This window comes from Streptomyces sp. CA-181903, from assembly GCF_050937075.1.
Classification (GTDB): domain Bacteria; phylum Actinomycetota; class Actinomycetes; order Streptomycetales; family Streptomycetaceae; genus Streptomyces.
The window spans coordinates 5,568,305-5,583,636 of the sequence record NZ_JBNJLY010000001.1 but is presented as its reverse complement, the minus strand read 5'-3'; the positions used below and the strand labels follow the sequence as shown (position 1 = coordinate 5,583,636).

At 65.9% G+C, this 15,332-nt stretch carries 2 protein-coding genes, 1 tRNA gene, 3 rRNA genes and 1 pseudogene; 1 reads left to right on the top strand and 6 read right to left on the bottom strand.

Translation table 11 applies throughout. The annotated features are described in order from the left end of the window. Positions 1–38: 38 nt before the first annotated feature. Positions 39–5,525: a HAMP domain-containing protein gene (locus tag ACQEVS_RS24995; protein ID WP_433023720.1), complete on the bottom strand. Its 5,487-nt coding sequence runs from the start codon at positions 5,523–5,525 to the stop codon at positions 39–41. A 469-nt stretch (positions 5,526–5,994) separates the two neighbouring features. Here ACQEVS_RS24995 and ACQEVS_RS24990 point away from each other — a divergent pair. Beyond that, positions 5,995–8,623 (top strand): annotated as a pseudogene (locus tag ACQEVS_RS24990) (SpoIIE family protein phosphatase). A gap of 52 nt (positions 8,624–8,675) precedes the next feature. Here ACQEVS_RS24990 and ACQEVS_RS24985 read toward each other — a convergent pair. The 5 genes from ACQEVS_RS24985 to ACQEVS_RS24965 form a co-directional block, all read right to left on the bottom strand. After that, a tRNA-Thr gene (locus tag ACQEVS_RS24985) sits at positions 8,676–8,751 on the bottom strand. Positions 8,752–8,838: 87 nt separating this feature from the next. Then, on the bottom strand, positions 8,839–9,585 hold the full coding sequence (locus ACQEVS_RS24980; protein ID WP_433023718.1) for a DegT/DnrJ/EryC1/StrS family aminotransferase: 747 nt from the start codon (positions 9,583–9,585) through the stop codon (positions 8,839–8,841). Between the two features lie 120 nt (positions 9,586–9,705). Further along, positions 9,706–9,822, bottom strand: a 5S ribosomal RNA gene (gene rrf / locus ACQEVS_RS24975). A 77-nt stretch (positions 9,823–9,899) separates the two neighbouring features. Next, positions 9,900–13,022: ribosomal RNA gene (locus ACQEVS_RS24970) — 23S ribosomal RNA — on the bottom strand. Between the two features lie 276 nt (positions 13,023–13,298). Beyond that, positions 13,299–14,824 (bottom strand): 16S ribosomal RNA (locus ACQEVS_RS24965). Together the 16S, 23S and 5S rRNA genes form the textbook arrangement of a ribosomal RNA operon. Between the last annotated feature and the right edge of the window lie 508 nt (positions 14,825–15,332).

Sequence of the window (15,332 nt, the reverse complement as noted above, 5' to 3'; positions counted from 1 at the left end):
CCCGGTCAGCAAAGCAGGAAGCTTCGATCCGGAGATCGTCACTCTGCGCTCATCCACTGCTTCATCACCGTCAGCAGTTGATCAGTATCGACCGGCTTGGTGACATAGTCGGAAGCCCCGGCATCGATGCTCTTCTCCCGGTCGCCCTTCATCGCCTTCGCGGTCAGCGCGATGATCGGCAGCTCGGCGAACTGCGGCATCTTGCGGATCGCCGCCGTGGTCGCGTAACCGTCCATCTCCGGCATCATGATGTCCATCAGCACCACCACCACGTCGTCGTGCTGCTCCAGCACCTCGATGCCCTCACGCCCGTTCTCCGCGTAGAGCACCGTCAGCCCGTGCTGCTCCAGCACGCTGGTGAGGGCGAAGACGTTGCGGATGTCGTCGTCGACGATCAGCACCTTCTCACCGTGGAACGAGCCGGTGAACCCGGGGGTCTCCGCCGTACGGCCGTCCTCGGCCCACTCGTCGTGCGGCGCGGCCGGCGCCGGCTGCTGCGGCACGCCCCCGCCGCCCGTCGGACCCGTCCCGGAAGACGCCGCCGCCCCGGCACCCTGGACGGCCGCCGCCTGCGCGGCCCGCCGGCGGCGCAGGAACAGCCCGGCCGCACCGCGCGCCGGCGGCTCGCCGCCGTGCCGCTCCGCGGCCGGCCCGCCGCCCGGCGGCAGGGCCCGCTGCTCGGCGCTCTCCCCGCCTGGCAGCTGCGGGAAGCCCTCGTCCGCCGGTTCGGCCGCGTCGAGCGGGAGGTAGAGGGTGAACGTGGACCCCCGGCCCGGCTCGCTCGCCGCGTGGATCTCGCCGCCCAGCAGCCGGGCGATCTCCCGGCTGATCGACAGGCCGAGCCCGGTGCCGCCGTACTTGCGGCTGGTCGTGCCGTCGGCCTGCTTGAACGCCTCGAAGATCACGCGCATCTTGCTCGCGGCGATGCCGATGCCGGTGTCCGTCACCGAGAAGGCGATCAACTCGCCGTCCGGGTCGCGCAGCGCCCCCGCCTCCAGCAACTGCTCGCGGATCGAGTCCGGGACGTCCGCGCCGGCCGGCCTGATGACCAGTTCGACAGCGCCGGTGTCGGTGAACTTGACCGCGTTCGACAGCAGGTTGCGCAGCACCTGGAGGAGGCGCTGCTCGTCCGTGTGCAGGGTGGCCGGCAGCTCCGGCGAGACCCGGACCGAGAAGTCGAGACCCTTCTCCGCGGTCAGCGGCCGGAAGGTGGCCTCCACATAGTCGACGAGCTGCACCAGGGCGATCCGCGTCGGGCTGACGTCCATCTTGCCCGCCTCGACCTTCGACAGGTCGAGGATGTCGTTGATCAACTGGAGGAGGTCGGAGCCGGCCCCGTGGATGGTGTGGGCGAACTCCACCTGCTTCGGCGAGAGGTTGCCCTCCGCGTTGTCCGCCAGCAACTTGGCCAGGATCAGCAGCGAGTTGAGCGGGGTGCGCAGCTCGTGCGACATGTTGGCCAGGAACTCGGACTTGTAGCGCATGGAGACGGCGAGCTGCTCGGCCCGCTCCTCCAGCACCTGCCGAGCCTCCTCGATCTCCGTGTTCTTGACCTCGATGTCCCGGTTCTGCCGGGCCAGCCGGTCGGACTTCTCCTCCAGCTCGGCGTTGGAGATCTCCAGCGCCTTCTGCCGGTTCTCCAGCTCCGCCGACCGCTCACGCAGCTGCTCGGTGAGCTCCTGCGACTGCCTGAGCAGCATCTCCGTCTTGGTGTTGACGCTGATGGTGTTGACGCTGGTGCCGATCATCTCGGCGATCTGGCTGAGGAAGTCCCGCTGGATCTGCGTGAACCGCTTGAACGAGGCCAGCTCGATGACACCGAGCACCTGCCCCTCGAACAGCACCGGCAGCACGATCACATGGGCGGGCGGCGCCTCCCCCAGCCCGGACGCGATCTTCAGATAGCCGGAGGGCACGTTCTCCACCAGGATCGTGCGCTTCTCCTTGGCCGCGGTGCCGATCAGGGACTGGCCGGGCCGGAAGGAGGTCGGCATCGAGCCCATCGAGTAGCCGTACGCGCCGAGCATCCGCAGCTCGTACGCGTCCTCGCCGCTCTCCCCCTCGGCCGCCGGCATCGCCAGGAAGAAGGCGCCGTGCTGGGCGTCCACGACGGGCGTCAGCTCGCTCATGATGAGCTGCGCGACGTCCTCCAGGTCCCGGCGGCCCTGCATCAGGCCGGAGATCCGGGCCAGGTTGCCCTTCAGCCAGTCCTGCTCCTTGTTGGCCAGGGTGGTCGAGCGCAGATTGACGATCATCGTGTTGATGTTGTCCTGGAGCTCCAGGATCTCGCCGGCCGCGTCCACGTTGATCCGCATGTCGAGGTCGCCGCGGGTCACCGCCGTCGCCACCTTGGCGATCGCGCGGACCTGCCGGGTCAGGTTCCCGGCCATCTCGTTGACGGACTCGGTGAGGTCGCGCCAGGTGCCGTCCACGTCGCGGACCCGTGCCTGCCCGCCGAGCTGCCCCTCCGTGCCCACCTCCCGGGCCACCCGCGTGACCTGGTCGGCGAACGAGGACAGCTGGTCGACCATCGTGTTGATGGTCGTCTTCAGCTGGAGGATCTCCCCCCGGGCGTCGATGTCGATCTTCTTGGTGAGGTCGCCCTGGGCGATGGCCGTGGTGACCATCGCGATGTTGCGGACCTGGCCGGTGAGGTTGGAGGCCATCGAGTTCACCGACTCGGTGAGGTCCTTCCAGGTGCCGCTGACGCCCGGCACCCGCGCCTGGCCGCCGAGCCGGCCCTCCGTGCCGACCTCCCGCGCCACCCGCGTCACCTCGTCGGCGAACGACGACAGCGTGGTCACCATGGTGTTGACGGTGTCGGCGAGCTGCGCCACCTCGCCGCGCGCCTCCACGGTGATCTTCTTGGTGAGGTCACCGTTGGCGACCGCGCCGGCCACCTGGGAGATGTTGCGCACCTGACTGGTCAGGTTGTTGGCCATCAGGTTGACGTTGTCGGTGAGGTCCTTCCAGATGCCGGTCACGTCACGGACCCGCGCCTGGCCGCCCAGCTGCCCCTCGGTGCCGACCTCGCGAGCCACCCGCGTCACCTGCTCGGCGAAGTCCGACAGCTGGTCGACCATGGTGTTCACCGTGGTGACCAGCTCCAGGATCTCGCCCTTGGCGTCGACCGTGATCTTCTTCGAGAGGTCGCCCATGGCCACCGCCGTCGTCACCTCGGCGATGTTCCGCACCTGGGACGTCAGGTTGTTGGCCATGAAGTTGACGGACTGGGTGAGGTCCTTCCAGGTACCCGAGACGCCCTTCACCTCGGCCTGGCCGCCCAGGATGCCCTCGGTGCCGACCTCCCGGGCCACCCGGGTCACCTGCTCGGCGAACGAGGAGAGCTGGTCCACCATCGTGTTGAGGGTGTTCTTGAGCTCCAGGATCTCGCCGCGCGCGTCCACGTCGATCTTCTGCGACAGGTCGCCGCGCGCCACCGCCGTCGCGACCTGGGCGATGTTGCGCACCTGCGCGGTCAGGTTGCCGGCCATGCCGTTGACGGAGTCGGTGAGGTCCCGCCAGACGCCCGCGACGCCCGGCACCTGCGCCTGGCCCCCGAGCCGGCCCTCCGTACCGACCTCCCGGGCCACCCGCGTGACCTGGTCGGCGAAGGCCGAGAGCTGATCGACCATGGTGTTGATGGTGTTCTTGAGCTCCAGGATCTCGCCGCGCGCGTCGACGTCGATCTTCTGGGAGAGGTCACCGCGCGCCACGGCCGTGGTCACCTGGGCGATCTGCCGCACCTGGGAGGTGAGATTGCCCGCCATGAAGTTGACGGAGTCGGTCAGCTCCTTCCAGGTGCCGCTGACCCCGTCCACCCGCGCCTGCCCGCCGAGGCGTCCCTCGGTGCCCACGTCCCGCGCCATCCGGGTCACCTGGTCCGCGAACGACGACAGCTGGTCCACCATCGTGTTGACGGTGTTCTTCAACTGCAGCATCTCGCCGGACACTTCGACGGTGACCTTCTGCCCGAGGTCGCCGTTGGCGACGGCCGTGGTCACCTGCGCGATGTTGCGCACCTGCCCGGTCAGGTTGCGGAACGCCGTGTTGACGGAGTCGGTGAGGTCTTTCCACGTCCCGGCCGCGCCCGGCACCTGCGCCTGGCCGCCGAGCTCGCCCTCGACGCCGATCTCCCGCGCCACGCGCGTCACTTCGCCACTGAAGGACTGGAGCTGATCGACCATGGTGTTGACGGTGTTCTTGAGCTCCAGCATCTCGCCCGAGACGTCGACCGTGACCTTCTGGCCCAGATCGCCGTTGGCGACCGCCGTCGTCACCTGCGCGATGTCACGCACCTGCCCGGTGAGATTCCGGAACGCCGTGTTGACGGAGTCGGTGAGGTCCTTCCACGTCCCCGCCGCGCCCGGCACCTGCGCCTGGCCGCCCAGCAGGCCCTCGGCGCCGATCTCACTGGCCACGCGCGTCACCTCGTCGGCGAACGTGCGCAGCGTCTCCGTCATCTGGTTGATGGTCTCGGCGAGCTGCGCGATCTCGCCGCGCGCGCTCACCGTCACCTTCTGCGACAGGTCGCCGTTGGCGACCGCGGTGGTGACCTGGGCGATCCCGCGCACCTGGGCGGTGAGGTTCCCGGCCATCAGGTTGACGGAGTCGGTGAGGTCCTTCCAGACGCCCGCGACGCCGGGCACCTGGGCCTGTCCGCCGAGCTCGCCCTCGGTGCCCACCTCCCGGGCCACCCGCGTGACCTCGGAGGCGAAGGACGACAGCTGGTCCACCATCGTGTTGACGGTGTTCTTCAGCTCCAGCATCTCCCCGGCCACGTGCACCGTGACCTTTCGGGAGAGATCACCCTTGGCGACCGCCGTCGTCACCAGCGCGATGTCACGCACCTGAGCGGTGAGCCGCGACGCCATGGTGTTGACGGAGTCCGTGAGGTCCTTCCACGAACCCGACATCCCGCGCACCCGCGCCTGGCCTCCCAGCTTGCCCTCGGTGCCGACCTCGCTGGCCACCCGCGTCACCTCGTCGGTGAACGCGGAGAGCTGGTCCACCAGCCCGTTGACGGTCCGCCCCACCTTGAGGAACTCGCCGCGCAGCGGGTGCGCGGAGCCGTCCGCGGCGTGCGACCGCAGGTCCATCCGCTGGTCCAGGTCGCCCTCGGCCACCGCCGACAGCACCCGGCCGACCTCGGACACCGGCCGCACCAGATCGTCGACCAGGGCGTTGGAGGCGTCGATGGCCGCGGCCCAGGCCCCCTCGCAGGAGCCGACCTCCAGCCGCTCGGTGAGTTTGCCCTCCCGCCCGACGACCCGCCGCACCCGTGCCAGCTCTCCGGTGAGCTGGAGGTTCCGGTCCGCGACCTCGTTGAAGACGGCCGCGATCTCGGACATCATCCCGTCACCGGAGATCGTCAGACGGCGCCGGAAGTTTCCGTCCCGCATCGCCTCCAACGCCCCCAGCAGGCGGTGCAGCGCCGCGCTGTCCACCTCCGTCGTTCCCTGGGGCCGGGAACGTCCGCCCTTCGCGCGCGCGCTTGTGCCTCGCGTCGCTCCGCCAGACTCCACCGTGGCCCTCCCGCAGGGTCGCTGATCCTCGTAGGGGTTTTCGCTTCCAGCTTTCCCAGTGTTTCACTCAAGCGCACCGGAGCGGCTGCCCGTCAGAGCGTAACCAGGTGACGGGACAGCTCGTTAAAGATGAACAGGAAAACCTGACCCACGCTTGCCGGAGCCTCGACGGAACCGCACATACCGACGGCACTTTCCTCTTCCCCATACGCCCCCTACCCAGAAGCCGTCCCCGCAGACCACACCGCCCCCGACCGCTTCCGCACCCCCGCCATTCCAAGGGGAAAGCGCGTACGGTTCCGCTCCTTCCGGGCCCCTTCCACACCTCCGCATTCCCCACGGGATTCCCCCCTCCCGTTCCCCGTCCTTCCCCCATCGTTCCCCATCCCCTCTGCCGACGGTTTAGCCTGGCGGACGAATCGTCGTCATGGGAATCGGGCACAGGACTCGGGGGAGCGATGAGAGGCCAATGGGGAGTGCTGTGATCACCGCGCGGGCAGCCGCCACCTTCGAGCCGGTCGGGCGTTCGGTCGCCGCTGCCCGGGCCTTCGTCCGGGACACCCTCCAGGGATGGGGGTTCCCCGACGTCATCGACGACGCCGTGGTGCTCACCAGCGAACTGGTCACCAACGCCGTCGTCCACGCCGGCACCTCCGCGGACGTCCTCTGCGTCAGGACGGACGCGGGCATCCGCATCGAGGTCAGCGACCGCTACCCCGAACGTGAGCTTCCGCTCCAGACGCCCACGCGCCAGTTCGGCGGCGTGGACCGCGAGGGCGGCCGCGGGCTGATGCTCTGCACCGCCCTCGCCGCCTGCTGGGGCGTCGAATACGGCGCCACCCGGAAGAAGGTCTGGTTCCGCCTCGACCTCGACGACCGCCCCGCCGGCACCCGGTCGGCCGGCCCCGCCCTGCCCGTCGAGGCCCTCCCCGTCGCCGACCCCGGGTCCGCGTCGCGGTCGTCCAGATCGACGGCACCGGCGGCATCAACGCCTGGAACGACGACGCCGCGCACCTCTTCGGCTACACCGCCGACCAGGTGACCGGCAAGCCCCTCGCCGACCTCGCCGCCTGGCCGCACACCCCCGGCACCTCCACCGGCATCGCCGAGGCCCTCCGCCTCTCCCGCTGGGAGGGCTCGTACGGGATAAGGGGCGCCGACGGCCGCGTCATCCCCGTCTACGCCTCCCACCTGCGCGTCCGCGACAACGAGGGCGCGCCTTCGACGGTCTGCCTGCTGGTCCGCGACGAGGAGCGGGCCGTGCTCGCCAGCCCGCCGCGCTCCTCCGGCTCCGACGCCTCGACGGACCGCGGCACCGCCGCCGACCCCTTCGAGGTCTTCATCGGCTCCCCCGCCCCCGACGACCTCGACGGCCTGCTCCAGCGCACCGTCGAACGCGCCCGCGACATGCTCGACGGCGACGCCGCCTACCTCCTCCTCGCCACCGACGACGAGACCGAGCTGGAGGTACGGGCCTCCACCGGCCTGCCCTCCGCCCGGCAGCGCTTCGCCCGCGTCCCGGTCGAGGCCGGCACCGGTCGCTACGGTTCCGCCCGGCTGCCCTCCGTCCACGACGACCTCAACGCGGTCCCGGGGCCGTGCCGCTGCTCACCGACACCGGCCTCCGCTCGGTCGTCACCGTCCCGCTCAAGGTCGAGGGCCGCCTCACCGGCTCGCTCGGCGTCGCCGCCGAGGCCCCCCACCGGTACGGCAACGAGGAGGCGCTGCGGCTCCAGTTCGCCGCCGACCGGATCGCCCTCGCCGTCGAGTCCGCCCGCCTCGGCGAGCTCGAACGGCTGCGCCGCGGCTCGCTGTCCTTCCTCGTCGAGGCGTCCGACCTGCTGGCCGGCACCCTGGACCGGGACCAGACGCTGGCCCTGATGGCCCAGATGACCGTCCCGACCCTGGCCACCTGGTGCGCCGTCTACACCATCGCCGACCAGTCCTCCGAGCCGGAGCTCTCCTACGTCCTGCACGAGGACGAGGACCTCATCGACGGCCTCAAGGCGCTGCTGGCCAAGGTCGCCCCGCCGGACCCGGTCCCCACCCCCGGCGCCCGCATCTGGACGGCCCCCGCCCGGGCGGCGCACTCGGAGGCGCTGCGCAGCTCGCTGCGGAGCGTGGGGCTCACCGACGTCCCGGAGTCCTCACCCGCCCCCGGCGTCTCGCTCACCACGGCGGCGGCCGTCGGCGGCGAGACCGTGGTGCTGCCCCTGGTGGCCCGCAACCGCGTGATCGGCATGCTCACCCTCGGCAAGCCGACCGACGACCACTTCCGCCAGGAGATCGTCGAGCTCGCCGAGGACCTGTCCCGCCGGGCCGCGCTGGCCCTGGACAACGCCCGCCTCTACAGCGAGCGCACGGCGATCAGTCAGAGCCTCCAGCGCAGCCTGCTCCCGCCGGGCCTGCCGGACGTCCCGGGCGTCGAGGTGGACGTCATCTACCGCGCGGCGGGCGAGGGCAACGAGGTCGGCGGCGACTTCTACGACATCTTCCCGATCCGGGACGGCGCGTACGGCTTCGCCATCGGCGACGTCTGCGGCACCGGCCCGGAGGCCGCGGCCGTCACCGGCCTGGCCCGGCACGCCCTGCGCCTGCTGGCCCGGGAGGGCTTCGGCGGCCCGGCGGTCCTGGAGCGCCTCAACGCGGCGATCCTGGACGAGGGCGCCCGCAGCCGCTTCCTCACCCTGCTGTACGGCGAGCTGTGGCCACAGGAGGACGGCAGCGCCCTCCTCAAGGTCGTCTGCGCCGGCCACCCGCTGCCCCTGCGACTGCGCCCGGACGGCACGGTCGAGCCGGCGGCCGACCCGCAGCCGCTGCTGGGCGTCATGGAGGACCTGGAGCTGTACGAGCAGCCGGTCACCCTGGATCCGGGCGACGTGCTGCTGTGCGTCACGGACGGCGTCACCGAGCGCCGCGAGGGCTCGCGCATGCTGGGCGACGACGGTCTCGCCGACGTCCTCGCGACCTGTACGGGCCTCAACGCGGGCGCGGTGTCGGCGCGCATCCTCCGCGCGGTGGAGCGCTTCGCGGCCGAGCCGCCGTCCGACGACATGGCGATCCTGGCCATGCGGATGCCGGAGCGGCCGACGGAGTGAGCCCTCCGGGGTATGGAAAAGGCCCCCGCCGTGAGGCGGGGGCCTTTTCTTATGGAGCCCCAAAACGGAATCGAACCGTTGACCTTCTCCTTACCATGGAGACGCTCTGCCGACTGAGCTATTGGGGCCGGCAACGAGATAAAGCATACCGGATGTTCGGACGTGCTTTTGACCATCCGGGCGCCGGCCCCGGTCTTCGACCTGGCGATACCGGTTCAGGCGGCGACACCGTACGGCAGCAGTCCGCCCAACGCGTTGCAGGCGGACGCCACATGGTGCAGTTCGCGGCGGGTCATCCCGGCGTCGACGGGCAGGGCCAGGCACTGCTCGGCGGCCCGCTCGGTCTCGGGGAGGCGCACCTCCCGGAGCGCGTCCGTCATGTCCCGCGCGTACGCGGGCATTCGGTGCACGGGTGTGGTGACGGGTACGGAACACCGCACGCCGCGCGCCCGCAGGGCCCGCGCGAAGGCGTCGCGGTCCGGCCGCCCGTTGCCGGGGACGCGGACGACGTAGGAGTGGTAGCGGTGCTCGGCACCGGGTGCGGTACGGGGTGTCAGCACGCCGGTCAGCCGGCCGTCCAGGTAGGCGGCGTTGGACCGGCGCCGCTGGAGCGCTCCCGCGGACTCGGAGGGGCGCTGTTCGATGTGCGGGATGACGGGCAACGGCCGTGCTCCGGCGAGGGCCTGGAGGGCCGTCACGTCGGCGGGGTGTCCGAAGAGGTCGATGGGGACGATCGCGGCGGTGCGCTCGGTCATCGCCTCGGCGACGGAGGCCGGCGCGAGGCAGTAGCTCGTGGCGTCGATGTCCGCGAACACCGGTATGGCCCCGAGGGCCCGTACGGCGTCCGCGATCTCGGTGGTGCCGTACGAGGGCACGATCACCTCGTCACCGAAGCCCACGCCGGCCGCCGCCAGGAGGTCCGCCGTCCCTGTTCCCGTGGTCTGTGTGCTCCCTGCGCCCATACCTCCACAGGATGGCGGTGCGACGTTAACCGGGCATGACACTCCGCACTTTTTTGGGAAAACAAAAAAGCTCTGGTGTCTGAACCAGAGGTTCAAACACCAGAGCTTTTCTGAAATTTAGTTCGGCGGCGTCCTACTCTCCCACACGGTCCCCCATGCAGTACCATCGGCGCTGAAAGGCTTAGCTTCCGGGTTCGGAATGTAACCGGGCGTTTCCCTAACGCTATGACCACCGAAACACTATGAAACAATTTCAACAACCGGCACTTTGGTTGTTCGTGGTTTCAGAACCAACACAGTGGACGCGAGCAACTGAGGACAAGCCCTCGGCCTATTAGTACCAGTCAGCTCCAACCGTTACCGGTCTTCCACACCTGGCCTATCAACCCAGTCGTCTACTGGGAGCCTTACCCCATCAAGTGGGTGGGAGTCCTCATCTCGAAGCAGGCTTCCCGCTTAGATGCTTTCAGCGGTTATCCCTCCCGAACGTAGCCAACCAGCCATGCCCTTGGCAGAACAACTGGCACACCAGAGGTTCGTCCGTCCCGGTCCTCTCGTACTAGGGACAGCCCTTCTCAAGACTCCTACGCGCACAGCGGATAGGGACCGAACTGTCTCACGACGTTCTAAACCCAGCTCGCGTACCGCTTTAATGGGCGAACAGCCCAACCCTTGGGACCGACTCCAGCCCCAGGATGCGACGAGCCGACATCGAGGTGCCAAACCATCCCGTCGATATGGACTCTTGGGGAAGATCAGCCTGTTATCCCCGGGGTACCTTTTATCCGTTGAGCGACGGCGCTTCCACAAGCCACCGCCGGATCACTAGTCCCGACTTTCGTCCCTGCTCGACCCGTCGGTCTCACAGTCAAGCTCCCTTGTGCACTTACACTCAACACCTGATTGCCAACCAGGCTGAGGGAACCTTTGGGCGCCTCCGTTACCCTTTAGGAGGCAACCGCCCCAGTTAAACTACCCACCAGACACTGTCCCTGATCCGGATCACGGACCCAGGTTAGACATCCAGCACGACCAGAGTGGTATTTCAACGACGACTCCACACACACTGGCGTGCATGCTTCACAGTCTCCCACCTATCCTACACAAGCCGAACCGAACACCAATATCAAGCTATAGTAAAGGTCCCGGGGTCTTTCCGTCCTGCTGCGCGAAACGAGCATCTTTACTCGTAGTGCAATTTCACCGGGCCTATGGTTGAGACAGTCGAGAAGTCGTTACGCCATTCGTGCAGGTCGGAACTTACCCGACAAGGAATTTCGCTACCTTAGGATGGTTATAGTTACCACCGCCGTTTACTGGCGCTTAAGTTCTCAGCTTCGCCCTGTCGAAACAGAGCTAACCGGTCCCCTTAACGTTCCAGCACCGGGCAGGCGTCAGTCCGTATACATCGCCTTACGGCTTCGCACGGACCTGTGTTTTTAGTAAACAGTCGCTTCTCGCTGGTCTCTGCGGCCACACCCAGCTCAAGGAGTAAATCCCATCACCGGACATGGCCCCCTTCTCCCGAAGTTACGGGGGCATTTTGCCGAGTTCCTTAACCATAGTTCACCCGAACGCCTCGGTATTCTCTACCTGACCACCTGAGTCGGTTTAGGGTACGGGCCGCCATGAAACTCGCTAGAGGCTTTTCTCGACAGCATAGGATCATCCACTTCACCACAATCGGCTCGGCATCAGGTCTCAGGCTTCATGCTGTCCGGATTTGCCTAGACAGCGCCCTACACCCTTACCCCGGGACAACCACCGCCCGGGCTGGACTACCTTCCTGCGTCACCCCATCGCTTACCTACTACAAGTCTGGGTCGTCGGCTCCACCACTTTCCATCACCCGAAGGATCCGGAACGGCTTCACGGACTTAGCATCGCCTGATTCGATATTGGGCGTTTCAAAGCGGGTACCGGAATATCAACCGGTTGTCCATCGACTACGCCTGTCGGCCTCGCCTTAGGTCCCGACTTACCCTGGGCAGATCAGCTTGACCCAGGAACCCTTAGTCAATCGGCGCACACGTTTCCCACGTGTGTATCGCTACTCATGCCTGCATTCTCACTCGTGAACCGTCCACAACTCGCTTCCGCGGCTGCTTCACCCGGCACACGACGCTCCCCTACCCATCACAGCGGGCGTTGGCCCTCATGCTGCAATGACACGACTTCGGCGGTACGCTTGAGCCCCGCTACATTGTCGGCGCGGAATCACTTGACCAGTGAGCTATTACGCACTCTTTCAAGGGTGGCTGCTTCTAAGCCAACCTCCTGGTTGTCTCTGCGACTCCACATCCTTTCCCACTTAGCGTACGCTTAGGGGCCTTAGTCGATGCTCTGGGCTGTTTCCCTCTCGACCATGGAGCTTATCCCCCACAGTCTCACTGCCGCGCTCTCACTTACCGGCATTCGGAGTTTGGCTAAGGTCAGTAACCCGGTAGGGCCCATCGCCTATCCAGTGCTCTACCTCCGGCAAGAAACACACGACGCTGCACCTAAATGCATTTCGGGGAGAACCAGCTATCACGGAGTTTGATTGGCCTTTCACCCCTAACCACAGGTCATCCCCCAGGTTTTCAACCCTGGTGGGTTCGGTCCTCCACGAAGTCTTACCTCCGCTTCAACCTGCCCATGGCTAGATCACTCCGCTTCGGGTCTTGGGCGCGCTACTCAGGTCGCCCTATTCGGACTCGCTTTCGCTACGGCTTCCCCACACGGGTTAACCTCGCAACACACCGCAAACTCGCAGGCTCATTCTTCAAAAGGCACGCAGTCACGACGTTGCATGCAAGCATGCAACGCGACGCTCCCACGGCTTGTAGGCACACGGTTTCAGGTACTATTTCACTCCGCTCCCGCGGTACTTTTCACCATTCCCTCACGGTACTATCCGCTATCGGTCACCAGGGAATATTTAGGCTTAGCGGGTGGTCCCGCCAGATTCACACGGGATTTCTCGGGCCCCGTGCTACTTGGGTGTCTCTCAAACGAGCCGCAATGATTTCAGCTACGGGGGTCTTACCCTCTACGCCGGACCTTTCGCATGTCCTTCGCCTATCACTACGGTTTCTGACTCGTCTCACAGCCGGCAGACTATGAAAGAGAGATCCCACAACCCCCACGACGCAACCCCTGCCGGGTATCACACGTCGAAGGTTTGGCCTCATCCGGTTTCGCTCGCCACTACTCCCGGAATCACGGTTGTTTTCTCTTCCTGCGGGTACTGAGATGTTTCACTTCCCCGCGTTCCCTCCACACTGCCTATGTGTTCAGCAGCGGGTGACAGCCCATGACGACTGCCGGGTTTCCCCATTCGGACACCCCCGGATCACAGCTCGGTTGACAGCTCCCCGGGGCCTATCGCGGCCTCCCACGTCCTTCATCGGTTCCTGGTGCCAAGGCATCCACCGTGCGCCCTTAAAAACTTGGCCACAGATGCTCGCGTCCACTGTGCAGTTCTCAAACAACGACCAGCCACCCGTCACACACCAGACAAGCTGGCGCTTCACCGGGGCCGGACCGAAGGCAACAAGCTCACGCTCGCACCCTCAGACACCCAACAGCGTGCCCGACCCAGTCACGTCAGATCCTGTGTTCCACGCCGAAGCAGTACTAACAAGTCCCTTGCAACTGTGCCGAATAGTCAACGTTCCACCCATGAGCAACCGTACGAGTCATTCGCTCGTAGTCGGCTATGTGCTCCTTAGAAAGGAGGTGATCCAGCCGCACCTTCCGGTACGGCTACCTTGTTACGACTTCGTCCCAATCGCCAGTCCCACCTTCGACGGCTCCCTCCACAAGGGTTGGGCCACCGGCTTCGGGTGTTACCGACTTTCGTGACGTGACGGGCGGTGTGTACAAGGCCCGGGAACGTATTCACCGCAGCAATGCTGATCTGCGATTACTAGCAACTCCAACTTCATGGGGTCGAGTTGCAGACCCCAATCCGAACTGAGACCGGCTTTTTGAGATTCGCTCCACCTCACGGTATCGCAGCTCATTGTACCGGCCATTGTAGCACGTGTGCAGCCCAAGACATAAGGGGCATGATGACTTGACGTCGTCCCCACCTTCCTCCGAGTTGACCCCGGCAGTCTCCTGTGAGTCCCCATCACCCCGAAAGGCATGCTGGCAACACAGAACAAGGGTTGCGCTCGTTGCGGGACTTAACCCAACATCTCACGACACGAGCTGACGACAGCCATGCACCACCTGTACACCGACCACAAGGGGGGCACTATCTCTAGCGCTTTCCGGTGTATGTCAAGCCTTGGTAAGGTTCTTCGCGTTGCGTCGAATTAAGCCACATGCTCCGCTGCTTGTGCGGGCCCCCGTCAATTCCTTTGAGTTTTAGCCTTGCGGCCGTACTCCCCAGGCGGGGAACTTAATGCGTTAGCTGCGGCACGGACGACGTGGAATGTCGCCCACACCTAGTTCCCAACGTTTACGGCGTGGACTACCAGGGTATCTAATCCTGTTCGCTCCCCACGCTTTCGCTCCTCAGCGTCAGTATCGGCCCAGAGATCCGCCTTCGCCACCGGTGTTCCTCCTGATATCTGCGCATTTCACCGCTACACCAGGAATTCCGATCTCCCCTACCGAACTCTAGCCTGCCCGTATCGAATGCAGACCCGGGGTTAAGCCCCGGGCTTTCACATCCGACGCGACAAGCCGCCTACGAGCTCTTTACGCCCAATAATTCCGGACAACGCTTGCGCCCTACGTATTACCGCGGCTGCTGGCACGTAGTTAGCCGGCGCTTCTTCTGCAGGTACCGTCACTTTCGCTTCTTCCCTGCTGAAAGAGGTTTACAACCCGAAGGCCGTCATCCCTCACGCGGCGTCGCTGCATCAGGCTTTCGCCCATTGTGCAATATTCCCCACTGCTGCCTCCCGTAGGAGTCTGGGCCGTGTCTCAGTCCCAGTGTGGCCGGTCGCCCTCTCAGGCCGGCTACCCGTCGTCGCCTTGGTAGGCCATCACCCCACCAACAAGCTGATAGGCCGCGGGCTCATCCTGCACCGCCGGAGCTTTCCACCACCGAGCATGCGCTCAGTAGTCGTATCCGGTATTAGACCCCGTTTCCAGGGCTTGTCCCAGAGTGCAGGGCAGATTGCCCACGTGTTACTCACCCGTTCGCCACTAATCCCCTCCCGAAGGAGGTTCATCGTTCGACTTGCATGTGTTAAGCACGCCGCCAGCGTTCGTCCTGAGCCAGGATCAAACTCTCCGTGAATGTTTACCCGTAATCGGGTGACACTCGCGTTGAGCGGAACGACCAGGCGGAATAGGCCCGGTCGTTCACAGCGTCCTCGCTGTGTTTTTCAAAGGAACCTCATCCAGGACCACAAGGATCCGTGGACGGGGTTGTTTTATAGTCTGGCGTTGACTTTTGGCACGCTGTTGAGTTCTCAAGGAACGGACGCTTCCTTTGTACTCACCCGAGAGACTCTCTCAGGCTTTCCTCCGGGCGCTTCCCTTCGGTGTTTCCAACCTTACCAGATCCGTTTTCCGTTCCGTTTCCGGCCCGGATTCGAAATCCGATCCCCGTTGGAGAGGGGGTTTCGCCTTCTTGCTTTCGCTTTCCGGCGATTCCGACTTTATCAGATCCGATTCGGTCGGTTTTTCCTACCGCCTGACGCTGTCCCCCACACGCCGAAGCGTTTCAGGGTTCCCGTCGCGGTGGAGCCGTAAACGTACTGGACGGCCGCGCCCGGATGCAAATCGAGGCGGGCGCGGCCGTC